This is a genomic window from Phycicoccus sp. DTK01 (genome assembly GCF_017312765.1).
Classification (GTDB): Bacteria; Actinomycetota; Actinomycetes; order Actinomycetales; family Dermatophilaceae; genus Phycicoccus; species Phycicoccus jejuensis.
In genome coordinates this window covers 233,258-257,580 of sequence record NZ_BOPU01000001.1, presented here as the reverse complement: position 1 = coordinate 257,580, position 24,323 = coordinate 233,258, and the positions used below count along the sequence as shown (strand labels likewise).

At 73.4% G+C, this 24,323-nt stretch carries 22 protein-coding genes; 9 read left to right on the top strand and 13 right to left on the bottom strand.

Going from position 1 to position 24,323, the window contains the following annotated elements:
• Positions 1–32 precede the first annotated feature (32 nt).
• Positions 33–248 (bottom strand): hypothetical protein, encoded by a 216-nt coding sequence (locus tag J3473_RS01115; protein ID WP_030528212.1) that lies wholly within the window; start codon positions 246–248, stop codon positions 33–35.
• Entirely contained in the window at positions 245–1,348 is a 1,104-nt protein-coding gene (gene gcvT / locus J3473_RS01110) for a glycine cleavage system aminomethyltransferase GcvT (RefSeq protein WP_207021568.1), read from the bottom strand. Before gcvT ends, J3473_RS01115 begins: the two co-directional genes overlap by 4 nt.
• Positions 1,349–1,404: 56 nt before the next feature.
• Between gcvT and J3473_RS01105 the strand changes: the two genes are divergently transcribed.
• Positions 1,405–2,931 (top strand): leucyl aminopeptidase, encoded by a 1,527-nt coding sequence (locus J3473_RS01105; protein WP_207021567.1) that lies wholly within the window; start codon positions 1,405–1,407, stop codon positions 2,929–2,931.
• A gap of 73 nt (positions 2,932–3,004) precedes the next feature.
• On the opposite strand, the gene J3473_RS01100 is transcribed toward J3473_RS01105, so the two are convergent.
• Together J3473_RS01100 and J3473_RS01095 are read right to left on the bottom strand one after the other, a co-directional pair.
• The gene (locus J3473_RS01100) at positions 3,005–3,199 is read right to left on the bottom strand and encodes a DUF5302 domain-containing protein (RefSeq protein WP_030528209.1); all 195 of its coding nucleotides are present in this window, start codon (positions 3,197–3,199) and stop codon (positions 3,005–3,007) included.
• A 77-nt stretch (positions 3,200–3,276) separates the two neighbouring features.
• The gene (locus J3473_RS01095) at positions 3,277–3,603 is read right to left on the bottom strand and encodes a hypothetical protein (RefSeq protein ID WP_030528208.1); all 327 of its coding nucleotides are present in this window, start codon (positions 3,601–3,603) and stop codon (positions 3,277–3,279) included.
• Positions 3,604–3,764: 161 nt separating this feature from the next.
• Between J3473_RS01095 and lpdA the strand changes: the two genes are divergently transcribed.
• The 3 genes from lpdA to J3473_RS01080 are packed head-to-tail and all read left to right on the top strand — an operon-like array spanning position 3,765 to position 7,983.
• Positions 3,765–5,147, top strand: coding sequence for a dihydrolipoyl dehydrogenase (gene lpdA / locus J3473_RS01090; protein WP_207021566.1), 1,383 nt, complete (start codon positions 3,765–3,767; stop codon positions 5,145–5,147).
• A gap of 39 nt (positions 5,148–5,186) precedes the next feature.
• The gene (gene sucB, locus J3473_RS01085; protein WP_207021565.1) at positions 5,187–7,082 is read left to right on the top strand and encodes a 2-oxoglutarate dehydrogenase, E2 component, dihydrolipoamide succinyltransferase; all 1,896 of its coding nucleotides are present in this window, start codon (positions 5,187–5,189) and stop codon (positions 7,080–7,082) included.
• Between the two features lie 10 nt (positions 7,083–7,092).
• On the top strand, positions 7,093–7,983 hold the full coding sequence (locus J3473_RS01080; protein WP_036829692.1) for a TIGR01777 family oxidoreductase: 891 nt from the start codon (positions 7,093–7,095) through the stop codon (positions 7,981–7,983).
• Between the two features lie 9 nt (positions 7,984–7,992).
• Here J3473_RS01080 and J3473_RS01075 read toward each other — a convergent pair whose 3' ends face one another.
• Positions 7,993–9,528 (bottom strand): serine/threonine-protein kinase, encoded by a 1,536-nt coding sequence (locus J3473_RS01075; RefSeq protein WP_207021564.1) that lies wholly within the window; start codon positions 9,526–9,528, stop codon positions 7,993–7,995.
• A 36-nt stretch (positions 9,529–9,564) separates the two neighbouring features.
• On the opposite strand from J3473_RS01075, the gene J3473_RS01070 reads away from it, so the two are divergent.
• Complete coding sequence (locus J3473_RS01070) at positions 9,565–10,299, top strand: peptidase E (protein ID WP_207021563.1); 735 nt, start codon at positions 9,565–9,567, stop codon at positions 10,297–10,299.
• Positions 10,300–10,310: 11 nt separating this feature from the next.
• Here J3473_RS01070 and J3473_RS01065 read toward each other — a convergent pair whose 3' ends face one another.
• Both J3473_RS01065 and J3473_RS01060 read right to left on the bottom strand, forming a co-directional pair.
• Complete coding sequence (locus tag J3473_RS01065; protein ID WP_207021562.1) at positions 10,311–11,342, bottom strand: Gfo/Idh/MocA family protein; 1,032 nt, start codon at positions 11,340–11,342, stop codon at positions 10,311–10,313.
• Complete coding sequence (locus tag J3473_RS01060; protein WP_207021561.1) at positions 11,339–13,627, bottom strand: MMPL family transporter; 2,289 nt, start codon at positions 13,625–13,627, stop codon at positions 11,339–11,341. The genes J3473_RS01065 and J3473_RS01060 overlap by 4 nt, the downstream gene beginning before the upstream one ends.
• Positions 13,628–13,698: 71 nt before the next feature.
• Between J3473_RS01060 and lipB the strand changes: the two genes are divergently transcribed.
• Genes lipB through J3473_RS01045 form a run of 3 tightly spaced genes read left to right on the top strand, consistent with a single transcriptional unit; the run spans position 13,699 to position 16,205 of the window.
• Positions 13,699–14,337 (top strand): lipoyl(octanoyl) transferase LipB, encoded by a 639-nt coding sequence (gene lipB, locus J3473_RS01055; protein ID WP_207021560.1) that lies wholly within the window; start codon positions 13,699–13,701, stop codon positions 14,335–14,337.
• A gap of 57 nt (positions 14,338–14,394) precedes the next feature.
• On the top strand, positions 14,395–15,420 hold the full coding sequence (gene lipA, locus J3473_RS01050) for a lipoyl synthase (RefSeq protein WP_030528199.1): 1,026 nt from the start codon (positions 14,395–14,397) through the stop codon (positions 15,418–15,420).
• Between the two features lie 59 nt (positions 15,421–15,479).
• Positions 15,480–16,205, top strand: coding sequence for a DUF4191 domain-containing protein (locus J3473_RS01045; protein ID WP_030528198.1), 726 nt, complete (start codon positions 15,480–15,482; stop codon positions 16,203–16,205).
• Between the two features lie 21 nt (positions 16,206–16,226).
• On the opposite strand, the gene J3473_RS01040 is transcribed toward J3473_RS01045, so the two are convergent.
• Positions 16,227–16,673, bottom strand: a complete 447-nt coding sequence (locus J3473_RS01040) for an RDD family protein (protein WP_207021559.1) — start codon at positions 16,671–16,673, stop codon at positions 16,227–16,229.
• A 188-nt stretch (positions 16,674–16,861) separates the two neighbouring features.
• On the opposite strand from J3473_RS01040, the gene glnA reads away from it, so the two are divergent.
• Positions 16,862–18,286, top strand: coding sequence for a type I glutamate--ammonia ligase (glnA, locus tag J3473_RS01035; RefSeq protein ID WP_207021558.1), 1,425 nt, complete (start codon positions 16,862–16,864; stop codon positions 18,284–18,286).
• A 98-nt stretch (positions 18,287–18,384) separates the two neighbouring features.
• On the opposite strand, the gene J3473_RS01030 is transcribed toward glnA, so the two are convergent.
• From J3473_RS01030 to J3473_RS01010, 5 genes are read right to left on the bottom strand one after another with little or no spacing between them, the layout of a single operon-like run.
• On the bottom strand, positions 18,385–19,839 hold the full coding sequence (locus tag J3473_RS01030; protein WP_207021557.1) for an aldehyde dehydrogenase: 1,455 nt from the start codon (positions 19,837–19,839) through the stop codon (positions 18,385–18,387).
• Positions 19,836–21,341 carry an NAD(P)/FAD-dependent oxidoreductase gene (locus tag J3473_RS01025; protein WP_207021556.1) on the bottom strand — a complete coding sequence of 502 codons (1,506 nt, stop codon included), beginning with the start codon at positions 21,339–21,341 and terminating at the stop codon, positions 19,836–19,838. The genes J3473_RS01030 and J3473_RS01025 overlap by 4 nt, the downstream gene beginning before the upstream one ends.
• Positions 21,338–22,357, bottom strand: coding sequence for an LLM class flavin-dependent oxidoreductase (locus J3473_RS01020; RefSeq protein WP_207021555.1), 1,020 nt, complete (start codon positions 22,355–22,357; stop codon positions 21,338–21,340). The genes J3473_RS01025 and J3473_RS01020 overlap by 4 nt, the downstream gene beginning before the upstream one ends.
• Positions 22,358–22,359: 2 nt before the next feature.
• Entirely contained in the window at positions 22,360–23,517 is a 1,158-nt protein-coding gene (locus J3473_RS01015; protein ID WP_207021554.1) for an acetyl-CoA C-acetyltransferase, read from the bottom strand.
• Entirely contained in the window at positions 23,510–24,322 is an 813-nt protein-coding gene (locus tag J3473_RS01010) for an enoyl-CoA hydratase/isomerase family protein (RefSeq protein ID WP_207021553.1), read from the bottom strand. Before J3473_RS01010 ends, J3473_RS01015 begins: the two co-directional genes overlap by 8 nt.
• Position 24,323 lies beyond the last annotated feature (1 nt).

Sequence of the window (24,323 nt, the reverse complement as noted above, 5' to 3'; positions counted from 1 at the left end):
GCGGGGGTCGGACGGTGATACGCCCCGGCGCGTCAGGGAGCGGGCTCGAGCCCCATCGGCCCGTAGACCACCGCGCCGTCGCGGTGCAGGGTCACCGAGGCGACCCCGGCGTCGGCGAGCTCGTGCCAGACCTCGCCGAACCAGCTCTCGGCGTCGGACTGCGTCGGGAAGGTGGTGGTCGTCGTCGGCTCCCCGGTGACGGGGGCGCCGTCGGCGTCGGCGAAGGTCCAGGACCACTGCTCGCTCATGCGCCGCGCACCCCCGCCTCGACGAACGGCGGCTTGCTGACGGTGGCCACCACCGCCCGGCCGCGGACGTCGATCGAGACCTCGTCGCCGAGGGTCACCGACCGGTCGAGGAGCGCGAGCGCGACGCCCTGCTTGCGGGTCGGCGAGAAGGTGCCGGAGGTGACCTCCCCGACGACGGCGCCCGAGGCGTCGGTCACCGCGCAGTGCGAGCGCGGGATGCCCCGGCCGGTGACGACGAGGCCGCGCATCAGCCGGCTCTCCTTCGCGGCGCGCTCGGCGGTCAGCGCCTCCTTGCCCCAGAAGGCGTCCTTGTCCCAGCCGACGGCCCACGCCGCGCCGGCCATGACCGGCGTGATGTCGAGCGAGAGGTCGTTGCCGTGCAGCGGGTAGCCCATCTCGGTCCGCAGGGTGTCGCGGGCCCCGAGTCCGGCGGGCAGGCCGCCCTCCTCGACGACCGCCGCGGCCAGCGCGTCCCAGACCGAGCCGGTGACGTCCCAGGCGGGGACGATCTCGTAGCCGCGCTCGCCCGTGTAGCCGGTGCGGCAGACGATGACCGGCAGCCCGTCCCACTCGGTCTCGACGAAGCTCATGTAGTCGTGGTCGACGGGCAGGCCGAGCCGGGCGAGGACCTCGTCCGAGCGCGGGCCCTGGACCGCGATGACGCCGTAGCGGTCGTGGAGGTCCTCGACGACGACGCCCTCGGGCGCCGCGGCGGCCAGCAGCTCGACGACCCGCGCGGTGTTGGCCGCGTTGGGGATGAGGAAGACGTCCTCGTCGGAGCGCAGGTACTGGATGAGGTCGTCGACGACACCGCCGTCCTCGGTGCAGCACATCGTGTACTGGGCCTGGCCGGGGCCGATGCGCCGCAGGTCGTTGGTCAGGCACGCGTTGACGAACTCCGCGGCGCCCGGGCCGCTGACCCGCGCCTTGCCCAGGTGCGAGACGTCGAACAGACCGACGCGCTCGCGGACCGCGGTGTGCTCGGCGACGACACCCCCGCCGGGGTACTCGATCGGCATCGACCACCCCCCGAAGTCGGCCATCTTCGCGCCCAGGGCGACGTGCCGGTCGTGCAGCGGCGAGTGCTTGAGGTCGGTCATGGTCGCACCGTACCGCGACCCACGGACGCCCCGGCGGGCCCGGTTAGTCTGCCGCCATGACTTCACTGACCGTGACGACCAAGACCTCAGCCGACCTGCCGGTCGACGCCCTCGTCGTCGGCTCCGTCCGCACCCCCGACGGCGCCGACCTCGCTGCGGGCCACGGGCTGCCGCGCAAGGCCGTCGTCCACCTGCAGGCGGTGCTCGCCGACCTCGAGGCCACCGGGAAGGCCGAGGAGGTGCACCGGGTCGTCGCGGTGCCCGGCGTCAAGGCGACCTCCGTCGTCGTCACCGGCCTCGGGGAGGGCACGACCCGCCGGACCGCCTTCGAGCACACCGTCCTGCGCGAGGCGGCCGCGTCCGCGCTGCGCTCGGTCCGCGGCAAGAAGGCCGTGGGCGTGGCCCTCCCGACGCCCGACGCCGAGTCGCTGTCGGCGGTCGCCGACGGCGCCTTCGCCGGCTGCTACGTCTACGACAAGGCCGCTCCCCTGCCCGCGCGCAAGGGCCGCCCGGCCGCCGCGCCGGTCACCGGCCCGAAGATCGTCGTCGTCTCGGGCCTGGGCCAGGGCAAGGCCGCCAAGGACGCGGTCGCCCGCGCCGGGGTCCTCGGCGCCGCCCGCGACTGGGCCCGTGACCTCGTCAACATGCCGCCGAACCTGCTCTATCCGCAGTCCTTCGCCGATGCCGTCAAGAAGCGCGCGGCCGAGTCCTCCGCGAAGATCACCGTCTCGGTGCTCGACGAGAAGGCGCTCGTCAAGGGCGGCTTCGGCGGCATCACCGGCGTCGGCCAGGGCTCGTCCAACCCGCCCCGCATCGTGACGATGAGCTGGTCGCCCTCGAACGCGAAGGGCTCGGTCGCGCTCGTCGGCAAGGGCATCACGTTCGACACCGGTGGCCTCAACCTCAAGCCGTCGACCGGCATGGTGACGATGAAGTGCGACATGGCCGGCGCGGCCGCCGTCGCCGCGACGGTCCTCGCCGCCGCCGAGACCGGTGTGCCGGTGGCCGTCACGGGCTACCTCTGCCTCGCCGAGAACATGCCGAGCGGCACCGCGCAGCGGCCGAGCGACGTCGTCGTCATGCGCGACGGCACGAGCGTCGAGATCCTCGACACCGACGCCGAGGGCCGGATGGTCCTCGGCGACGGCATCTGCCTCGCCGCCGAGAAGACCCCCGACTGGATCGTCGACATCGCGACGCTGACCGGCGCGCAGATGATCGCCCTCGGCGACGACATCGCCGGCGTCATGGGCAACGACGACGCCTTCCGGGCGAAGGTCGTCGCGGCCGCCGACGCCGCGGGCGAGGGCGCCTGGCCGATGCCGCTGCCGGCGGCGCTGCGCGCCAAGCTCGACACCCCGACCGCCGACATCGCGCACAAGGGCGACCGCGCCGGCGGGATGCTCACCGCGGCCAAGTTCCTCGAGGAGTTCGTGCCCGAGGGGATGACGTGGGCGCACGTCGACATCGCCGGGCCGGCCTTCAACGAGAAGGGACCGAAGGGTCGCAACCCCAAGGGCGGCACCGGGTTCGGCGTCTCGACGCTGCTCGGTCTCGTCGAGGGGCACGCCACGCGCGCCTGACCACCGACCGCACGACGCACGGCGGACACCCCGGACGGGGTGCCCGCCGTGCTCGCGTCGTGGAGGGTGGCGCTCAGCCGCCGCTCTTGCGCCGGAACATCTGCTGGCGGGCACTGGTCTCCGGGCCGTGCGCGTGGTCGACCTTGCCGTGCTCGGAGGAGTCTGAGACGTCGGTGCCGCCGTGGGCCTGCTTCTTGTCCAAGGCCGCCCGGAAGCGGGCCTTGACGTCGTCGGGCACTGCGGCGCGGGGTCGGTCCTTGGCGGCCATGACGGCTCCTTCGGGGTGCTCGGGATCGGGTCCCCCACCGTGCCACGCCGGGGCGCGCGGAGCCACCGGGTTCTCGCTCAGGCGCGCTCGTCGCGCCGCTGCCGCGCGGTCCAGGCGCGCATCCGCGCCGGGTAGCCGGTGAGGTTGACGTCGTAGACGGGCACCTGCAGGTTGCGGGCGACCTCGAAGGCCTGAGGGCGTGATGGCAGGGCGCGACGGGTCCACTCGCCGTCGTGCGCGATGAGCACGACGGTCGTCGCGGTCACGTTGGTCGCCGGCTCCACGTACGCCTCGACCCCGCGCCGCGTGCCCACGAACTCCTCCAGGTGGGCTCGCGCACTCGCGAGGTCGCTGCCGTCGTGCGGTGCGGCGCCGCCGCGCCGGCCTCGTCTCCACCACGCCATGCGCACACGATAGGCGAGCCACCTGCCCTCTCCCTGTGCGTCCGCCACGCGTCGCCACCTCGTGCGCGGGCCCGCGGGGGTGACAGGATGCGGGACGTGGCCGGCGCGCCCACCCCCAGCGCCGCCGTGCCCACCGACCGCCACCGCGAGAACGGAGCAGCATGCCGGCCACCGCCGAAGCCACCCACGACGTCGTCGTCCTCGGAGGAGGGAGCGGCGGGTACGCCTGCGCGTTGCGCGCCGCCGAGCTCGGCCTCTCGGTCGCCCTCGTCGAGAAGGACCTCCTCGGCGGGACGTGCCTGCACCGCGGCTGCATCCCGACCAAGGCCCTGCTGCACGCCGCCGAGGTCGCGGACGCGGCGCGCGAGGCGGGCCGCTTCGGTGTGCGGGCGACCTTCGAGGGCGTCGACCTCCCGGCCGTCACGGCCTACCGCGAGGGCGTCGTGGCCCGGCTGCACAAGGGCCTCCAGGGGCTCGTCTCCGGGCGGAAGGTCGAGTACGTCGAGGGCACCGGCCGGCTCGACGGCCCGCACACCGTCGTCGTCGGCGACCGCCGGCTCGTCGGGCGCCACGTCGTGCTCGCCACCGGCTCCTACGCCCGCACGCTGCCTGGGCTCGAGCTCGGCGGCCGCGTCGTGACGAGCGACCAGGCGCTCGGCCTCGACGAGGTCCCCGGCCGCGTCGTCGTCCTCGGGGGCGGGGTGATCGGCGTCGAGTTCGCCTCCGTCATGCGCTCGTTCGGCTCCGAGGTCACCGTCGTCGAGGCCCTCCCCCGGCTCGTCGCCGCCGAGGACCCCGCCTCCAGCAAGGCGCTCGAGCGGGCCTTCCGCAAGCGCGGCATCACGGTCCGCACCGGCGCCCGCTTCGCCTCCGCGACCGACGGCGCCGACGCCGTCACCGTCCGCCTCGAGGACGGCACCGAGCTCGAGGCCGACCTCCTGCTCGTCGCTGTCGGGCGCGGCCCGGTGACCGACGCGCTCGGGTACGAGGAGGCCGGTGCCACGGTCGAGCGTGGCTTCGTCGTCACCGACGAGCGCTGCCGCACCGGCGTCGAGGGCCTGTGGGCGGTCGGCGACATCGTCCCCGGCCTGCAGCTCGCGCACCGTGGGTTCGCGCAGGGCATCTTCGTCGCCGAGTCGATCGCCGGGCTCGAGCCGGCCCCCGTCGTCGAGTCCACCATCCCCCGGGTCACCTACTGCGACCCCGAGGTCGCGTCCGTCGGTCTCACCGAGGAGCAGGCCCGCGAGGTCCACGGCGACGCCGTCGAGGCCTACGAGTACAACCTCGGTGGCAACGGCAAGAGCCAGATCCTCGGCACCCAGGGCTTCGTCAAGCTGGTGCGGGTCACCGACGGCCCCGTCGTCGGGGTCCACATGGTCGGCTCCCGGATGGGCGAGCAGGTCGGCGAGGCCCAGCTGATCGTGGGCTGGGAGGCCCACCCGGAGGACGTCACGCCCTTCGTGCACGCCCACCCGACCCAGAACGAGGCCCTCGGCGAGGCGCACCTGGCGCTCGCCGGCAAGCCCCTGCACGCACACAACTAGAGTGATGACCGCCACCGCCCACGAAGGAGAGCACCACTGATGTCGGAACGTGTACAGATGCCCGCACTCGGCGAGTCCGTGACCGAGGGGACCGTGACGCGGTGGCTCAAGGGTGTCGGCGACGAGGTCGCGGTCGACGAGCCGCTGCTCGAGGTCTCGACCGACAAGGTCGACACCGAGATCCCCTCGCCGGTCGCCGGCACGCTCCAGGAGATCCTCGTCCAGGAGGACGACACCGTCCCGGTCGGCGCCGACCTCGCCGTCATCGGTGACGGGCCGGCCTCCGGCGGTGGCGACTCCGCCCCCGAGCAGTCGCAGGAGCAGTCCTCCTCCGACGGGCCCGCCGACGAGGTGGCCGACCCGGCCGACACCGACGCGGTCGCCGAGGCCGGCGACGAGGGCGGCCAGGAGCCGGCCGAGCCGCAGTCCGACGGCGGCGCGCAGGAGCAGCCCGCGCCGTCCTCGGAGGGCTCCTCCGGCGGGTCAGGCGACGGCACGACCGTCCAGATGCCCGCGCTCGGCGAGTCCGTCACCGAGGGCACCGTCACCCGCTGGCTCAAGGCCGAGGGCGACGAGGTCGCCGTCGACGAGCCGCTCCTCGAGGTCTCGACCGACAAGGTCGACACCGAGATCCCCTCGCCGGTGGCCGGCACGCTGACCAAGATCCTCGTCCAGGAGGACGAGACCGTGCCGGTGGGCGCCGACCTCGCGGTCGTCGGCGGGTCCGGCGGCGGGTCCGCCCCGGCCGCCCAGCCCGAGCAGGCTCCCGCGCAGGCCGAGGAGGCCCCCGCGAAGGAGGAGTCCCCCGAGCCCGAGCCGGAGCAGCCGGCTCAGCAGGACGAGCCCGCGCCGGCCCCGGCCGACGAGGCTCCCCCGCAGGAGAAGCCGGACGAGGCCGCCGCCGCGGCCGACGAGGCCCCGGCCGCGACCACCGCGCCGTCGTCCTCGACCTCGACCGCGCCGACCCCGCGCGAGAACGAGTCCGACGCGAGCAGCTACGTCACCCCGCTCGTGCGCAAGCTCGCCGCCGACCACGGCATCGACCTCGCGTCGGTCACCGGCACGGGCATCGGCGGGCGCATCCGCAAGCAGGACGTCCTCGCCGCCGCCGAGGCCAAGAAGGCCCCGGAGCCCGAGCCCGAGGCCCCCGCCGCGGCGCCCGCGTCCCAGCCGTCCTCGGCCCCGGCGGCCGCGGCGAAGCCGGCCGCCGACAACGGCCTGCGCGGCACGACGCAGCCGATGTCGCGCCTGCGCAAGACGATCGCGCGTCGCATGGTCGAGTCCCTCCAGGTCTCGGCGCAGCTGACGACGGTCGTCGAGGTCGACGTCACCCGCATCGCGCGGCTGCGCGACCGGGCCAAGGCCGACTTCGCGCAGCGCGAGGGCACGAAGCTCAGCTTCCTGCCGTTCTTCGCCCTCGCCGCGGTCGAGGCGCTCAAGGCGCACCCGACCGTCAACGCGAGCATCGAGGACGACCAGGTGACCTACCACGGCACCGAGAACCTCGGCATGGCGGTCGACACCGAGAAGGGGCTCATCGTCCCGGTCCTCAAGAACGCCGGCGACCTCAACATCGCGGGCCTGGCCCGCGGGATCGCCGACCTCGCGAACCGGACGCGGAGCAACAAGATCATGCCCGACGACCTCGCGGGCGGGACCTTCACGATCACCAACACGGGCTCGCGTGGTGCGCTGTTCGACACCCCGATCATCAACCAGCCGCAGGTCGGCATCCTCGGCACCGGCGCCGTCGTCAAGCGGCCCGTCGTCGTGACGGCCGAGGACGGTGGCGAGACGATCGCGATCCGCTCGATGGTCTACCTGGCGCTGTCCTACGACCACCGCATCGTCGACGGCGCCGACGCCGCGCGCTTCCTCACGACGATGAAGCAGCGACTCGAGGAAGGGGCGTTCGAGGCCGACCTCGGTCTCTGACGCGCCCGCCGTGAGCCGCATCGTCGTCACCGGCTCGTCCGGGCTGATCGGCACCGCGCTCGTCGCCGCGCTCCGTGAGCGCGGCGACGAGCCGGTCCGGCTGGTCCGGCGGGCCCCCGCGGCCGCCGACGAGGTCCGCTGGGACCCCGCGAGCCGCCATCTCGACCCGGCCGTCCTCGACGGCGTCGACGGCGTCGTCCACCTGGCCGGCGCGGGGGTCGGCGACAAGCGGTGGACCCCGGCCTACAAGCGCGAGATCCTCGCCTCGCGGACCGACTCGACGACCGCGGTCGCGGGGGCCGTCGCGGCGGCCGACCACCCGGTCCGCCTGGTGTCCGGGTCGGCCGTCGGCTTCTACGGCGACCGCGGTGACGAGGAGCTGACCGAGGCCAACCCGGCCGGCACCGGCTTCCTCGCCGATGTCGTCCTCGCCTGGGAGGCCTCGGCAGCTGCCGCGGTGGACGCCGGGGCCTCGGTCGCGTTCGCGCGCACCGGGATCGTCATGGCCCGTGACGGTGGCGCGATGGCCCCGCTGCTGCGCCTGGCCCGGCTCGGGCTCGGCGGCCCGCTCGGCCTCGGCCGCCAGTTCTGGCCGTGGATCACCCTCGTCGACGAGGTCCGCGCGCTGCTGCACCTGCTCGACCACCCGGAGGTCACCGGACCGGTCAACCTCGCTGGTCCCACCCCGGCCCGGCAGAAGGACGTCGCGGCCGCCCTCGGGCGCGCCCTGCACCGGCCGGCCGTGCTGCCCGCCCCGACGCCGGCGCTGCGGCTGGTCGTCGGCGAGTTCGCCGGCGAGATCATGGGCAGCCAGCGCATCGTCGGGGAGGCCCTCGTCGCGAGCGGCTTCGTCCACGAGCACGGGGACCTCGACACCGCGGCCCGCTGGCTGGTGGCCTGAGCGCGGCGTTCACGTCGCGCGCAGCGCCTCGAGCCTCCATCCGTCCGCGGTCCGGACGACCTCGACGAGCACCGGCTCCCCGGGGACAGCGGTGACGTCGGTGTCGTCGCCCGGGCGGACGACGCGGTGTGCGCCCACCCCCACCGTGGCCCGGAGCACCGCCCGATCGGCTCCCGCGGAGCGCACCGCCACGTCGGTGACCCGGTAGCGCAGCCCCTCGTAGCGCGTGCCCGCCGCGCGCAGCGTGCGCACCGCGGCGGCGTCGCGGCGGTGCAGGGCCCCGGCCGTGGTCTCGGCGGCGTCCAGCCGGGCGGGGTCCGCGACGCGGTAGGCGGCCGCCCGCTCGTCGGCGAGCACGGTGAGCAGCTCCTGCGGCCGCTGCACGGGGGCGAGGGGGTCCAGGCGCGGGTCGTCCGTGGCCGCCGGCTCGGCGCTCGGCGCCGCGCTCGGTGCCGCGCTCGGTGCCGCGGCCGGGACCGACGCCCGCGCGGGGTCGTCGCGGCCGACGAGGACCCCGGCCACGACGAGCGCCGCCACGAGGCCGAGGGCGCAGGCGCCGAGGCCCGCGGCACGCACGACCCGGAGGCGGCCGCCGGCCCGCGGCGCCGTCGGCGCCCGGTGCCTCCCCCGCTGCGCCGCGGGCGGGACGGGCGGCCGGCCCGCCGCGGCGCGCAGCCGGTAGGTCACCGCGCTCTCGTCGTCACCGCCGACCCGCAGGCGCAACGGCTCCGGCCGGGCGGCCGCGAAGAGCAGGCACGCGAGCTCGTCGGCGCCCGGGCGCTCCTCCGGACGGGGGTGGACCGCCGCCTCGAGCGCCGCGACGACCGCCTCCGAGCCCGCACCCGCCCGGCTCACCTCCGCGAGCGAGGGCCGCAGCCCGGGCGCACCGGGCACCTCGCCGGCGAGGCAGAGCCAGCCGAGCGCGCCGAGGGCGTAGACGTCGGCGGCGGGGGTGGGGGTGGCTCCGAGCAGCACCTCCGGGGCGAGGTGGCCCGGCGTCCCCCAGACGGCGGCGGGCGCCTCCCCCAGCACGCGTCCGAGGCCGAGGTCGGCGAGGGCCGGGCGGCCGTCGAGGTCGAGCAGGACGTTGCCGGGCGACACGTCGCCGTGCACCACGCCGGCCGCGTGCAGCCGCCCGAGGGCCTCGGCGAGCGGGGCGAGCACGGTGACGACCTCACCGGGCCCGAGGTGACCCCTGGCGCCGACGTGGGCGGCCAGCGAGCCCCCGCGCATCAGGGGCATGACGAGCGCCACGCGTGCGTCGGGCAGCGTCAGGCACGCCTCGACCCGCACGACGTGCTCGGCGGCCGCGCGGCTCGACACCGCCGCCTCGCGCACCGCGGCCTCGGCGGCCTCCGGGTCGGCGTGCGACACCTTGAGCGCCACGCGCCGCCCGTCGGTCAGGCGCACCGCCTCCCAGACGTGCGCCGTGCCTCCGCTGCCCAGCAGCCGCCCGATCCCGAAGCCCGGGACGGCCGGCGCCTGCGTCGTCTCCATGGCCACCACCGTGCCCGACCCGACGAGGACGCCCGTGGAGTTTTCCACAGGCGTCCTCGCCCGCCCGGCCCCTAGGGTGGCGCGATGACCACCGACGCGCCGACGATCCTCGCCACCTCGGGCGGCTACCGGCCCGGGCACCGCACCTGGTTCGAGCTCGACGCCCTCGTGCACCACGCCGTCGAGCTCTCGGGCGCCCACGGCCGACGGCCCCGGGTCGCGTTCGTCGGCACCGCCGCGGGGGACCCGGAGGGCTTCTCGTTCCGCGCGCTCGAGGCCGGCCGGGTGGCCGGGTTCGACGTCAGCGTCCTGTCGCTCTTCCCCATGCCCAACCACGAGGACCCCGCGGCCCTCCTCCTCGAGCAGGACGTCGTGTGGGTCAACGGGGGGTCGGTGGCGAACCTGCTGGCGGTCTGGGACGTGCACGACCTCCGCCCCGCCATGCGCGCGGCCTGGGAGGCCGGGGTCGTGCTCGCCGGGGTGTCGGCCGGCTCGATCTGCTGGTACGTCGGGGGCACGACCGACTCCTTCGGCCCCGAGCTGCGCGCGGTGACCAACGGCCTCGGGCTGCTGCCGTACGGCAACGGCGTCCACTACGACTCCGAGGAGCGGCGACGACCGCTGGTGCACTCGCTGGTCGCCGACGGCACCCTGCCCCAGACGCACTGCACCGACGACGGCGTCGGCCTCGTCTACCGCGGCACGGAGCTGGTGGAGGCGGTGTCCGAGCGCGACGGCAAGGGCGCCTACGTCGTCACCCGGGACGGCGACCGGGCCCACGAGGAGCGGCTCGAGCCGCGCCGGCTGCCCTCTCCCTGAACGGGACCCGGTCAGCGCGGTGGGTCGACGACCGCGACCACCCGCTCCTCGCGCGCCGAGGCGCGGGCCGCGTCGACGACCGCGAGGACGTGGACGGCGTCCCAGGGGTCGACGGGCATCGCGGCCTGCGGGTCGTCGGCCGACAGCGCGGCGGCGACGGCGCGGTAGAGGTCCGCCTGGTTGCTCGACGCGCGGGCGACGGGCTGGCGCTCGTCACCGCGGTACAGCCACCCGGCGTGGTCCGCGTCGAGGTCGGACTGTGCCGACCACGGGTGCGCCTCGGCCTCGAAGTCGGCCAGGACGAACGCGGCGGCGGTGCCCAGCAACCGGATCCGTGGGCCCGGCGCCCCCGCGAGCGACGTGGCCGAGAGGTGCGACTCCACTCCCCCGGAGTGCCGGCAGAGGAGGAACGCGTCGTCCTCCGCCCGGGTGGTGCGGGCGTGCGCGGTGGCCACGACCGAGCGCACCGGGCCGAACAGCCGGACGGCGGCGTCGACGAGGTGCGTGTGCAGGTCCAGCAGCAGCCCACCGCCCTCCTCGGGCGGGGCGTTCTCGCGCCAGCGGTCCTTCGGCACGGGACGCCAACGCTCCCAGCGCATCTCGTAGCGGAACGGCTCCCCGACGAGGCCGTCGGCGACGACCTTCGCCAGCGTCACGTGCTCCGGGTCGTAGCGCCGGTTCTGGAAGACGGTGAGGGGCACACCTGCCCGCGCGGCGTACCGCACCGCGTCCGCGGCCGAGGCTGCGTCGACGGCGAGCGGCTTGTCGACGACGCAGGCGACGCCGGCGTCGACGACGGCCCGCACCTGCTCCGCGTGGCCACCGCTCGGGGTGGCGAGCACGACGAGGTCGAGGCCCGGGACCGCGAGCAGCGCGTCGAGGTCGGCGACGACCTCGACGCCGGGCAGGTCGGAGCGCGCGGCCGCCGCCCGCGCGGCGTCCCGCGTCGAGACGGCCACGACGTCGAGGCCCGCCTCCCGCAGGCGCGGTGCGTGGATGTCGCGCCCGGCGAAACCGAAGCCCGCCAACCCGACCCGCGTCATCGCGACCCCTCCGCCGGCTCGGTGGCCGGCGGGTGGGCCCCGGCCGCGTGGTGCCCCGGCCCGGACCGTCCGCCGTCGGCGACGAGCCGCGCCGGCCACCACACCCGCGGACCGAGGTCGTGGGCCATCGCGGGGACGAGGAGCGACCGGACGACGAAGGTGTCGAGCAGCACGCCGAAGCCGACGATGAAGGCGATCTGGACGAGGAACTGGATGGGCAGCACCGACAGCGCAGAGAAGGTCGCCGCGAGGACGATCCCCGCGCTCGTGATGACACCGCCGGTCACGGCGAGGCCGACGAGCACGCCCGGTCGCGTGCCGCGCACGAGCGACTCCTCGCGCACCCGCGTCATGAGGAAGATCGAGTAGTCGATGCCCAGCGCGACGAGGAACACGAAGCCGTACAACGGGATCGCAGGGTCGCCGCCGGTGAAGCCGAGCACGTGGTCGAAGACGAGGGCCGAGATCCCGATCGTGGCGCCGAAGGACACGACGTTGCCGACGACGAGGACGAGCGGCGCGACGAGCGAGCGCAGGAGCAGCGCGAGGATGACGAAGATCACCGCGAGGATCGTCGGGACGATGACGCGCAGGTCGCGCGCGCTGGCGTCGAGGACGTCGAGGTTCGTGGCCGCGTTGCCCCCGACGAGCGCGTCCGGGCTGACGGCGTCGAGGTCGGTGCGCAGCCGCTCGACGGTGTCCTCCGCGCCCGCGCTGTCGGCCGCGTCCTTCGTCGTCGCCTGGAGGAGCACGTCGCCGTCGACGACCTTCGGCGGCGGGGCGTCCTGGCCGGGCTGCGGGGGCACGAGCCCGAGGTAGGCCGAGTCGATGCCGGGGTCCTTCGAGACGAGCTCGAGCGCCGCGTCCGCGTCGGCCTGCGGCACGACGACCTGGAGCGGCTGGGCCGCGCCGGCCGCGAAGTGCTCCGCGATGACCTCCTGCGCGGTGATGGAGTCGACCTCGGTGAGGAAGGTCTCCTCGATGGAGGCCCCGCCGGCCTTGAAGGTGGGGACGAACGCCGCCGCCGCGAGCAGCGCGACGAGGGTGACGACCCAGGTGCGGCGCGGGTGCGTGCCGACGAGGCGGGCGACCCGGCCCCAGACGCCGCGGGCGGAGCCGACCACGTCCTCGGCGTGGGCGTGGTCGACCTTCGGGGCGAAGGGCCAGAAGATGCGACGGCCGAAGAGCAGGAGCACGGCGGGCAGGAAGGTGAGGGACGCCAGGAGCGCGCCCGCGATGCCGAGGGCGCCGACCGGGCCGAGGCCCGAGGTGCTGCGCAGCTCGGCGAGCAGGAGGCAGAGCAGGCCGATGATGACCGTCGCCGCGGAGGCGCCGACCGGCTCGACGGCGCCGTGCCAGGCCTTCTTCAGCGCGACCCACGAGCTCTCCTCGTCGTGCAGCGCCTCCTTGAAGCGGCTGACGAGCAGGAGCGCGTAGTCGGTGGCGGCGCCCACGACGAGGATGAAGAGGATGCCCTGCGACTGGCCCGACAGCGTGATGACGTCGTTCTTCGCGAGCTGGTAGACGACCGCCGCCGCGGCCGACAGACCGAGCACCGCGCTGACGAGCACCGCGATCGGCAGGATCGGGCTGCGGTAGACGACGAGCAGGATGACGAGGACGACGACGAGCGCGACGAGCAGGAGGATCCCGTCGATCCCGGCGAACGCCTCGGAGAAGTCGGCGATGAGCCCGCCCGGGCCGCCGACGTACCCCTCGAGCCCGTCGGCCGCGAGGTCCGTGCGCAGCGCCTCGCGCAGGGCGTCCGCGCCCTCGGCGAGCGGCGTCGTCTCCCCGGAGGCCGCGGTGCCCGTCGTGCCGTCGAGCGGGACCGACACGAGCACCGCCTCGCCGTCCTGGGCGGGGACGGGCACGACCTGCGACCCGGGCACGAGGTAGTCACCGAGCGTCCGGCCGGCCCCGAGGCCGGGCAGCTCGAGGGAGGGCACCGACTCGGCGAAGCGCTGCACCGCCTCGAGGTCGCCGGCGTCCAGGCGCCCGCCGCCGGTCCGCTCGACGACGACGAGGTAGGGCAGCTCGGTGCTCTCGCTGAAGCGTGCGACCGCGTCGCTGACGAGGGTCGACTCCGCCTGCGCGGGGAGGAAGGTCGAGTTGTCGTTGGACTGGACGCCGGCGAGCTTGCCCTGGGCCTGCCCGCCGATGCCGCCGACGAGCAGCCAGAGCAGGACGACGGAGACCGCGCCGAGCAGGGCCCAGCGGGGACGCCGGGCCTTCGCCCGGGGGTCGTCGGCGGGGGCCTCGGGGGTGTCGGTGTCCGCGCTCATGGACCCAGCGTATTGAGGTCCGGGCGGGCCGTCCGCCGGGTCCGCCCCGGCCCCGGCGTACCGTGGGCGCCATGCGCTTCGTGCACCTCGGCTTCGCCCCCGACCTCGTCGACTACGAGGCCGGGTGGGCCACCCAGCGCGAGGTGCACGCGCAGGTCGTCGACGGCACCCTCGAGGACACGACCCTGCTGCTCGAGCACGCCGCGGTCTACACGGCCGGCAAGCGCACCGAGCCGCACGAGCGCCCGGTCGACGGCACGCCCGTCATCGACGTCGACCGTGGCGGCAAGATCACCTGGCACGGCCCCGGGCAGCTCGTCGGCTACCCGGTCGTCCGGCTGCCCGAGGTGCCGATCGACGTCGTCGCGCACGTGCGTCGCCTCGAGGAGGTGATGATCCGGACCTGCGCCGACCTCGGCGTCGAGGTCGTCCGGGTCGAGGGCCGCAGCGGCGTGTGGGTGCTCGCCGACGAGCGCGGCCCGGACCGCAAGCTCGGGGCCATCGGCGTCCGGGTCAGCCGTCGGGTGACGATGCACGGCTTCGCGCTCAACTGCGACGCCGACCTCGGCTGGGCCGACGCCATCATCCCGTGCGGCATCGCCGACGCGGGCGTCTCGTCGATCTCCCGCGAAGCCGGGCGCACGGTCACCGTCCAGGACGTCCTGCCCTACGCGGAGAAGCACCTCGCCGACGTCCTCGGCCGCGCCTGAGCACCCTCCCCGCACCGCCGTCCCGGGCTGTCGGGACCGGAGCGTAGGCTGGAACGCGTGACTGTCGCACCCGAGGGACGCCGCCTGCTGCGGGTCGAGGCGCGCAACGCCGAGACCCCGATCGAGCGCAAGCCCGAGTGGATCCGTACCACGGCCCGGATGGGGCCGGAGTACACCCAGATCCACTCGATGGTGAAGGGCCAGGGCCTGCACACCGTGTGCCAGGAGGCCGGGTGTCCCAACATCTTCGAGTGCTGGGAGGACCGCGAGGCGACCTTCCTCATCGGCGGTGACACCTGCACGCGCCGCTGCGACTTCTGCGACATCGCCACCGGGCGCCCGCAGCCGCTCGACCTCGACGAGCCGCGCCGGGTCGCGGAGTCGGTCGCGACGATGGGCCTGCGCTACGCCACCGTCACCGGTGTCGCGCGCGACGACCTCGCCGACGGCGCGGCCGGCCTCTACGCCGACACCATCCGGCAGATCCACGCGCTCAACCCCAACACCGGCGTCGAGATCCTCCCGCCCGACTTCGGCGCCAAGCCCGAGCTCGTGGGGCAGGTCTTCGACGCGCGGCCGGAGGTCTTCGCGCACAACCTCGAGACGGTGCCGCGCATCTTCCGCCGCATCCGGCCCGCGTTCACCTACGAGAAGTCCCTCAAGGTCCTCTCGATGGCCCGCGAGGCCGGCCTGGTCACCAAGTCCAACCTCATCCTCGGGATGGGCGAGGAGGACCACGAGATCGAGGAAGCCATCCGCGACCTCCACGACGCGGGCTGCGACATCCTGACGATCACGCAGTACCTGCGCCCCTCGCCGCTGCACCACCCGATCGACCGGTGGGTCAAGCCCGAGGAGTTCGTCCACTGGTCCGAGGTCGCCGACGAGGTCGGGTTCAAGGGCGTCATGGCCGGGCCGCTCGTCCGCTCGTCCTACCGCGCCGGCCGCCTCTGGGCCACGGCGATGCGCCGCTGGGGCCGTCCGATCCCCGAGCACCTCGCGCACCTCGCGCAGGCCGCGAACGACCCCGCTCGCCAGGAGGCGGCGTCGTTGGTCGCCAAGGCGGCCCGGCCCGTATCCTGAGGCCCGCGTCCCCGCACTCGCGGGCGACCGCACCGTCCTCGACCAGGAGCACCTCCCCCGTGTCCGACGCACCCGAGAAGAAGCAGGGCCGCATCGCCGAGATCCGGCAGGCCTACCAGGCGATCAAGTCGCTCGACCCGAAGCTCGGGTGGTGGATGCTCGGGGCCGCGCTGCTCACGGCGGCGGTCATCGTCGGCATCGGCGCGATCTTCGGCGGCGGCTGGCTGATCTACGCGGCCATCATCGCCATCCCCTCGGCGTTCCTCGCCGCCGTCATCGTCATGAACCGCCGCGGCAACACGGCGATGTACAAGGCGCTCGACGGGCAGGTCGGTGCCGCCGGCGCCGCCCTGACCGGCATGGGCCGGCGTGGCTGGTACGCCGCGCAGGAGCCGGTGGCGATGGAGGGCGCGCGCGGGACGCGGGCCCAGGACATGGCCGGCGCCGCGATGGTCTTCCGCGCCCTCGGCCGCCCGGGTGTCGTCCTCATCGGCGAGGGCCCTGCCGGCCGCGTCGCCAAGCTGCTCAAGCAGGAGGAGAAGAAGGTCGCCCGGGTCGCTCCCGGCGTGCCCGTCCACCTGTGGACCGTCGGCGACGGCGAGGACCAGGTCCCCGTCAAGAAGATCTCCGGCAAGCTGACCCGGATGCGTCCGGTGCTCACCAAGGCCGAGGTGTCGGTCGTCAACAAGCGCCTGAAGTCCCTCGGCGGCCTCAAGCCCCCGGTGCCCAAGGGCATCGACCCGACGAAGGCGCGCATGGACCGCAAGGCGATGCGGGGCCGCTGACGGCTCGCGCGCCCGCGCCGCTCAGGCGGCGGGCGGCGTGGCCGGCACCCCCGGCCGGACGATGCGGGTGCCCGCAGCGAGGTCGTGCAGGCCGCGGCCGCCGGCGGTGAACAGCGCCGGGAGGACGAGCGCGGCGAGCACCGAGCGCAGGAGCACCTGGAGCGGGAAGACCCGCCGGCGCACCTGCCACACCTGCAGACCCACGAGCCGGTGGCCGACGCTCGAGCCGGTGACCGAGACGAGCACGGTGCTCAGCACGACGTAGACGCCGGCGACGGCCCAGCTGCTCGTCGGCAGGCCGAGGACCATCGGCGGGGTCTCCCCCGGCTGCGCGAGGTCGAAGGGCAGGACGAGGAAGGTCACGAGGGCGCTGAGCGTCCAGTCGACGAGGAAGCCGACGAAGCGGCGCAGCAGCGTGGCGTCCGCCGGGGTCGCGGTGGGGCTCGGCGGGGTGGAGGTCGGCGGCACGCCACCAGCGTACGCGGCGACGCGTTCCACGCTTCGGGCGCGTCGTCCCACGCCTTGATACGGTGGCTGGCGTTACGTCGGCGAAACATCCGGGTCACGGTCGGGAAACCGCCCCGCCCTAGCGTCGTCGGCAACGCCATCAGGGCTGGCTCCCATAGCCCCTGCACCGAACCAGGAGGTTCAACACAGTGTTCAGCTCCGCTGACGAGGTCCTCTCCTTCATCAAGGACGAGGACATCAAGTTCGTCGACATCCGGTTCTGCGACCTTCCCGGCGTCATGCAGCACTTCAACGTGCCCGCCGCCTCGGTCGACGAGGACTTCTTCACCAACGGCCAGATGTTCGACGGATCCTCGATCCGCGGCTTCCAGGCCATCCACGAGTCCGACATGAAGCTCATCCCGGACCCGACGACGGCCTACGTCGACCCGTTCCGCGCCGAGAAGACGCTCATCATGAACTTCTCGATCGTCGACCCCTTCACCGGTGAGCCCTACAGCCGCGACCCGCGCAACATCGCCGCGAAGGCCGAGGCGTACCTCAAGTCGACGGGCATCGCCGACACCGCCTACTTCGGCGCCGAGGCCGAGTTCTACGTCTTCGACGACGTGCGCTTCGAGACCAAGGCGAACGCCAGCTACTACTACATCGACTCCGTCGAGGCCGCGTGGAACACCGGCCGCGTCGAGGACGGCGGCAACCGCGGGTACAAGACCCGCTACAAGGGCGGCTACTTCCCCGTCCCGCCGGTCGACCACTTCGCCGACACCCGCGACAAGATCTGCCTCAACCTGGCCAAGGTGGGCATCGAGGTCGAGCGCAGCCACCACGAGGTGGGCACCGCGGGCCAGCAGGAGATCAACTACCGGTTCAACACCCTGCTCCAGTCCGGCGACGACATGATGAAGTTCAAGTACGTCGTCAAGAACACCGTGTGGGAGGGCGGCAAGACCGCCACCTTCATGCCGAAGCCGATCTTCGGCGACAACGGCTCGGGCATGCACACCCACCAGTCGCTCTGGAAGGACGGCGAGCCGCTGTTCTACGACGAGCGCGGCTACGGCGGTCTCTCCGACCTCGCGCGCTGGTACATCGGCGGTCTGCTCAAGCACGCCCCGGCGCTGCTCGCCTTCACCAACCCGACGGTCAACAGCTACCACCGCCTGGTGCCCGGCTACGAGGCCCCGGTCAACCTCGTGTACTCGGCCCGCAACCGCTCCGCCTGCGTCCGCATCCCGATCGCCGGCGACAGCCCGAAGGCCAAGCGCATCGAGTTCCGCATCCCGGACCCGTCGTCCAACCCGTACCTGTGCTTCGCGGCGCAGCTGATGGCCGGTCTCGACGGCATCCGCAACCGCATCGAGCCGCCGGAGCCCGTGGACAAGGACCTCTACGAGCTGCCGCCCGAGGAGCACGAGGCCATCGCGCAGGTCCCCGGCTCGCTGCCGGCCGTCCTCGACGCGCTCGAGGCCGACCACGAGTTCCTCCTCGAGGGCGACGTCTTCACCGAGGACCTCATCGCCACGTGGATCGAGTGGAAGCGCAAGAACGAGGTGGACCCGATCCGCTTCCGCCCTCACCCGCACGAGTTCGAGATGTACTTCGACATCTGAGCCGTCGCACGTCACGACGCCCCCGCCGGACCATCCGGCGGGGGCGTCGTCGCGGTTGGCGAAGAACCACCTATCCCGGCAGGGACGACGCGCCGACCTTACGCGTGCGTCTCGATGAGTCGCGTCTCGAGGTAGGCGTCGAGCCCTTCGACGTTGCCCTTGCGTCCGATGCCGGACTGACGGAAGCCACCGAAGGGCTGGCCGGGGCTGGTCCCGAAGCCGTTGACGTGGACCTGTCCGAACCGCATCCGCCGCGCGAGACCGCGAGCCCGGGACTCGTCGGACGAGAACACCGAGCCCACGAGCCCGAAGTCGGAGTCGTTGGCGATCCGCACCGCCTCGTCGTCGTCCGCAGCGGCGATGACGACAAGCACGGGCCCGAAGATCTCCTCTCGCGCGATGCGCATCGAGTTGTCGACGTCGACGAACACCGTTGGCTCCACGAACCATCCCGACGTGTGGCCAGGTGGTCGCCCGCCTCCCAGGGCGAGCGTGGCACCCTCCTCACGACCCACGCGGATGTACTCCTCCACCCGCTCGCGCTGCCGCCGCATGACGAGCGGGCCGATGGCCGTGCGCTCGTCGGCAGGATCGCCGACGGGCATGGCTCGCGCCGCCGCGACCAAGGCCTCCACGAACTCTTCCCGACGGTGGGCAGGGACGATGATCCGGGTCTGCGCGGCGCACACCTGACCGGAGTTCGCCAGCCCGGCCGCGACGACCCGCGGAGCCACCGCGTCGATGTCGACGTCGTCGCAGAGGATGGCGGCACCCTTGCCCCCGAGCTCCAGGGTGGTGCGGACCATCCGCCGGGACGCGACCTCCATGATGTGTCGGCCCACAGCGGTGCTGCCGGTGAAGGCGATCTTGTCGACCGCATCGTGGTTGATCATGTACTCACCGATCTCCGCACCCGCCGGGAGGATGCTGAGGACACCCTCCGGCAAGCCCGCCGCGACGGCCGCCTCGGCCATGAGATGGGTCGCAAGTGGCGCCTCGATCGCCGGCTTGAGAACGAGCGGGCACCCCGCCGCAAGAGCGGGCCCGACCATGAACGACATGCTCGGCACCGGGGCGTTCCACGGTGGGATGCCCAGAGCGATCCCGACCGGCACCCTCTCCACGGTCATCTCCTTGCCCAGCCAGTGACGCACCTCGGTGAACGGGTAGGTCGCCGCCAGGTCGGCGTACTGACGCAGGACGATGTCCGTCACCCGCGCCAGGCCACCGACCGAGGAGATCCCGACGCCCGTCTCCACCGACGACACTCGCCGGATCGCCTCCCCGCGCGCAGCCATCTCGTCGGCGAACCGCGCCAGCAGTCGACCGCGTTCGGCTGGCTCCATCTGCGACCACGAGCCCGATTCCAGCGCGGCGCCGGCCCGTTCGAAGGCGAGGTCCACCTCGTGTCGGGTGACGACCGGCACCGAGCCGATGACGGACTCGTCGTACGGAGAGGTCAGCTCGACGCGCTCGGTGGAGGAGGGGTCTTCCCATCGGCCGCCGACGAGCAACCGGTCGACGTCGAACGGGATCGAGGCGTCCGTGGTCACGGGCTCACCTTCTTGGTCTGAGAGAGAGACCGGCTCGCGGACGGCGTCCGTGTCGGCGTCAACGTGGCCACCTTGCGCACGGGGAGCCGGCGCAGGAGGGACGCGTAGGCGCGCTGCGTCAGCGGCCACTGCGTGACGACCTTGCCGGTGCTGGAGGTGTAGTAGTTGCGCGTCGAGCTCCAGACGGTCCGCGTGAGCGCCTCGTCGACCATGGCGTCGTACTTCTCGACCACCTCCGGGCGCACCCGCACGGTCGCGTCCGCGCGGAGGGCCTGGCGCACTGCGCGGGCGATCCACTCGGCCTGTCTCTCCAGGGTGAAGATGACGGTGCCCCCGTTCGTCTTCGGGCCGTACGTGACGTAGAAGTTCGGGAAGCCGACCGTCATCAGGCCCAAGAAGGTCTTCGGGTCAGGACCCCAGTGCTCGGAGAGCGGCACCCCGCCCTCTCCACGCACCTCGAGGGTCGCGAGGAACCGGGAGGGCAGGAACCCCGTGGCGAGGACGACGACGTCGACGGGGGTCTCGGTGCCGCGGTCGTCCACGACGCCGTCTGTCGTCATGGCAACCACCTCGTGCGGGACCAACGTGACGTCGTCGCGCATCAGAGCCGGGTAGTAGTCGGAGGTGATGACGGGGCGCTTGCCGAAGTACGGGTGGTCCGGTCGGAGGAGCTCTCGCAGCTGGGGGTCCGGGACCGCCCGGTGCAGGTACTCCTCTGCCTGGCGCTGGAAGCGTGCGTTGAGCTCGGAGCCTTGGACGGCGACGTCCTTCATCTTCTCCAGGCCGAGGAACGCGCGCAGGCGCGCGATCCTCATGAGCACCGGGAACCGTCTCCACCGCGCCAGGTGCCGGGCCGTGAAGTCCCGGTCGCCCTTCTCGATGACCCAGCCGGGTTGTCGCTGGAAGACGTACAGGTGCTCGGCCAGCTCCGCGAGCGGTGGCGTCACTTGCGCACTGGTCGACCCCGTGCCGACGACGGCCACGCGCTTGCCTCGCAGCTCCACGTCGTCACGCCAGCGGGAGGTGTGGAACATCTCCCCGGCGAAGTCATCCATGCCCGGCCACGACGGGTAGCGGGGGTTGTTCAGCTGCCCGACGCTCGCGACCACGTGACGCGCGCTCCAGCGGCGGCCGTCGTCGGCCGCGATCGTCCACCGCTCCTCATCCGGCTCCCACGTCAGGTCGGTGACCTTCGTCCGCAGCACGAACCGGTCCTCGACCCCGAAGTCGCGCACGACCTGGTGCAGGTAGTCGCGGACCTCCGGCTGACGGGCGTGGGTCCGGGTGAAGACGTGACGAGTGAAGGAGAACGAGTAGAGCTCCGAGGTGACGTCGACCTCGGCTCCGGGGTAGCGGTTGTCCCACCACGTGCCGCCGATGCCGGCGGACTGCTCGAGTACGACGAAGTTATTTACCCCCTGCTTGCGCAGGTTGACGGCCAGGGCGATCCCGGCGACGCCGGCGCCGATCCCGAGCACGTCGACCCGGGTGGTCTCCGTCATGCCAGGCTCCTCTCGGCGGCCACCCGAGGCATGACCTCGGTGCCGAACAGCTCCAGCTGGCGCATGGCGTCGGCGTGGGACTGGCCCACCCAGTGGGGCTTGTACATGAAGTGCGTCATCCCGAGCTCCTGCTCGAGCCGGGTGATCTCGGCGGCGCAGTCGTCGGGTGTGCCGAGGATGAAGTGCTCCTCGATTTCGCTGCGCAGCTCCTCACCGGAGGTGATGGGCGTGTTCTCGCCCGAGAGGCCCCAGCGCCGGTAGGTCTCGTACCGCGCGCGGTACCGCTCGGTAGCGTGAGCCACGGCCTCCTCGCGGCTCGACGCCATCATGAGCTCTCGGCGGACGGGGAACTCGCCGTCGGTCGGCAGTCCCGCCTCGTGCCGCGTCTCGAGGAAGAGACGACGGAGCGACGCCAGCTGGTCGTGCGTGGGGAACGGCGGTGTATACCAGGCATCCCCGAGAAGGGCGGCGCGACGTACGGCCGCCGCCGCCTGGCCTCCGACCCAGATCGGGATGCCTCCGTCCTGCACCGGCCGGACCGACGGGAGTGCACCGTGGACGCTGGTCCACTCGCCGTCGACGTCCACCTGATCTCCCGACCACATGGCCCGGACGATGCGCAGCCCCTCCTCGAACCGACGCACCCGCTCCCCCGGCCTGACGCCGAAGGCGTCGAACTCGTGACGGCTGTAGCCCAGCCCGACCCCGAACACTGCGCGGCCGTCGGTCAGTGCGTCCAGCGTCGCCATTTGTTCGGCCATGTCGACGGGGTTGACCATGGAGAGCAGGACGATGCCCGTGGCAACACGCATGCGGGTCGACACGGTCGCCATGTGGGCGAGCCAAGGGACCGGCTGGTAGTACCGCAGCTCGCTGCCCAGGAAGTGCTGCCCTGCGCCCATGAGGTCGAAACCGAGTGCGTCGCAGGTCCGGACGAGCTCCTCGTGCTCCTCGCGCTGCTGCCGCGCCGGAGTCGACGCGTCGTGCATCGACGTCAGCTGGATGCCGTACTGCATTGTCACTCTCCCTCGAGTGCTTCGATGATGGTCGCGTTCGCGAGGCCGCCGCCCTCGCACATCGTCTGCAGGCCGTAGCGTCCGCCGGTCCTGCGCAGGTGGTGGATCATCGTGGTCATCAGCCGGGCGCCGGTGGCCCCCAGCGGGTGACCCAGGGCTATCGCACCCCCGAGCGGGTTTGTGCGCTCGGGGTCGGCCCCGGTCTCGGAGAGCCAGGCGAGGACCACCGAGGCGAAGGCCTCGTTGACCTCGAAGGCGTCGATGTCCCGGACGCCGAGCCCGGCGCGCGCCAGGACCTTCTGGGTCGCCGGGATGGGGCCGGTCAGCATGCGGACGGGGTCGGCGCCGACGACGGACATCGCGTGCACCCGGGCCAGCGGCGTCAGGCCGTGCTCGCGCACGGCGTCGGCGGAGGCGAGAACGAGGGCGGCCGCGCCGTCCGAGATCTGCGACGAGACCGCCGCGGTGAGGCGTCCCCCCGGGACGAGCGGCTCGAGACCGGCCATCGACTCGAGCGAGGTGCTGCGCCGGGGGCCCTCGTCGTGCACGACGTCGCCGACGGGCACGACCTCGTCGACGAACAGGCCGGCATCTTGAGCCGCAACCGCGCGCTGGTGGCTGCTCAGAGCCCACTGCTCCATGTCCTCTCGCGAGACGTCCCAGTCCTCGGCGATCAGTCCGGCGCCGCGGAACTGGCTGATCTCCTGGTCGCCGTACCGGGCGTGCCACGAGGGCGCCTCCCGCGGCATCCCCATCCCGGCGTCCCGCCCCACGAACGCGCTGGCCGCGATGGGGATGAGGCTCATGACCTCGACCCCACCGGCGACGACGACGTCCATCTGCCCGCTCATGATGGCCTGGGCCGCGAAGTGGACCGCCTGCTGCGAGCTCCCGCACTGTCGGTCGATCGTCACGGCGGGAACGGACTCCGGAAGGCCTGCCGCCAGGGTGATCGTGCGCGCGACGTTGGTCGACTGCGCGCCGACCTGGTCGACGACGCCCATCACGACGTCGTCGACCGACTCCGGCGGGACGCCGGCGCGCTCGACGACCGCCTGGAGGATGCCGGCCCCCAGGTCCACGGGGTGGATGCCCGAGAGGCCGCCCTTGCGCCGCCCCACGGGGGTCCTCGCGGCGGCGACGACGTATGCCTCAGGCATGGGCATCTCCGGACGTGGGGTCCGCCCAGCGCGGCGGCCGGCGCTCGAGGAAGGCGTCGGCGCCCTCGACGATGTCGTCACCGAGGTGGAAGGGCATGACGAAGAACTGAGCGGCGTCGAGCGCCTGGTCGGCGGTCATCTCGGACAGGAGGTTGAACGCGCGCCGCCCCAGGCGCACCGCGGAGGGGCTCGCCCGCTTGAAGCGCTCGGCGTAGGCCTTCACGCCCTCGTCGAGGGCCGCGGCGTCCGGATAGACCCGGTTGACGAAGCCGAGCCGGTAGGCCTCGGCGGCGTCGATCGCGTCGCCCGTGAACATCATCTCGAGCAGGTGCTTGCGCGGGATGCTTCGCGACAGCTGCGCCACGATGATCATCGGGAAGATCCCGACCTTGACCTCCGGCATGGCGAAGCGCGCCTGCGGCGTGGCGAGCAGCACGTCGCACATCCCGGCCAGTCCCATGCCCCCGGCGAAGGCCGGGCCGTCGACCGCAGCCAGCACCGGCTTGGTCGCGGCGAGCATGAGCCGGTTGAGCTCGACGATCCGGCCGGGCCAGTCGAAGGCCTCCGCCGTCGGCATCTGCGAGAACCGGCCCATCTGGCGCAGGTCACCGCCGGCGCAGAAGGCAGGCCCGTTGGCCCGCAGGACGACCACACGGACCGCGTCGTCGGCGAAGAGGCCGCTGAACGCCTCCACCAGCTCGCCGGACATGGTGCGGTCCAACGGGTTCCGTCGATCGGGCTGGTCCAGCGTGATCGTTCCGACCCCGTCCTCGACCGCCACGGCGATGGCCTCGAAGGGACCCACG

Coding starts and splice junctions, on each gene's coding strand:
- J3473_RS01115 (WP_030528212.1), bottom strand. CDS start 248: ATGAGCGAGCAGTGGTCCTGGACCTTCGCCGACGCCGACGGCGCCCCC.
- gcvT (WP_207021568.1), bottom strand. CDS start 1,348: ATGACCGACCTCAAGCACTCGCCGCTGCACGACCGGCACGTCGCCCTG.
- J3473_RS01105 (WP_207021567.1), top strand. CDS start 1,405: ATGACTTCACTGACCGTGACGACCAAGACCTCAGCCGACCTGCCGGTC.
- J3473_RS01100 (WP_030528209.1), bottom strand. CDS start 3,199: ATGGCCGCCAAGGACCGACCCCGCGCCGCAGTGCCCGACGACGTCAAG.
- J3473_RS01095 (WP_030528208.1), bottom strand. CDS start 3,603: ATGGCGTGGTGGAGACGAGGCCGGCGCGGCGGCGCCGCACCGCACGAC.
- lpdA (WP_207021566.1), top strand. CDS start 3,765: ATGCCGGCCACCGCCGAAGCCACCCACGACGTCGTCGTCCTCGGAGGA.
- sucB (WP_207021565.1), top strand. CDS start 5,187: ATGTCGGAACGTGTACAGATGCCCGCACTCGGCGAGTCCGTGACCGAG.
- J3473_RS01070 (WP_207021563.1), top strand. CDS start 9,565: ATGACCACCGACGCGCCGACGATCCTCGCCACCTCGGGCGGCTACCGG.
- J3473_RS01065 (WP_207021562.1), bottom strand. CDS start 11,342: ATGACGCGGGTCGGGTTGGCGGGCTTCGGTTTCGCCGGGCGCGACATC.
- J3473_RS01060 (WP_207021561.1), bottom strand. CDS start 13,627: ATGAGCGCGGACACCGACACCCCCGAGGCCCCCGCCGACGACCCCCGG.
- lipB (WP_207021560.1), top strand. CDS start 13,699: ATGCGCTTCGTGCACCTCGGCTTCGCCCCCGACCTCGTCGACTACGAG.
- J3473_RS01025 (WP_207021556.1), bottom strand. CDS start 21,341: ATGACGGAGACCACCCGGGTCGACGTGCTCGGGATCGGCGCCGGCGTC.
- J3473_RS01020 (WP_207021555.1), bottom strand. CDS start 22,357: ATGCAGTACGGCATCCAGCTGACGTCGATGCACGACGCGTCGACTCCG.
- J3473_RS01015 (WP_207021554.1), bottom strand. CDS start 23,517: ATGCCTGAGGCATACGTCGTCGCCGCCGCGAGGACCCCCGTGGGGCGG.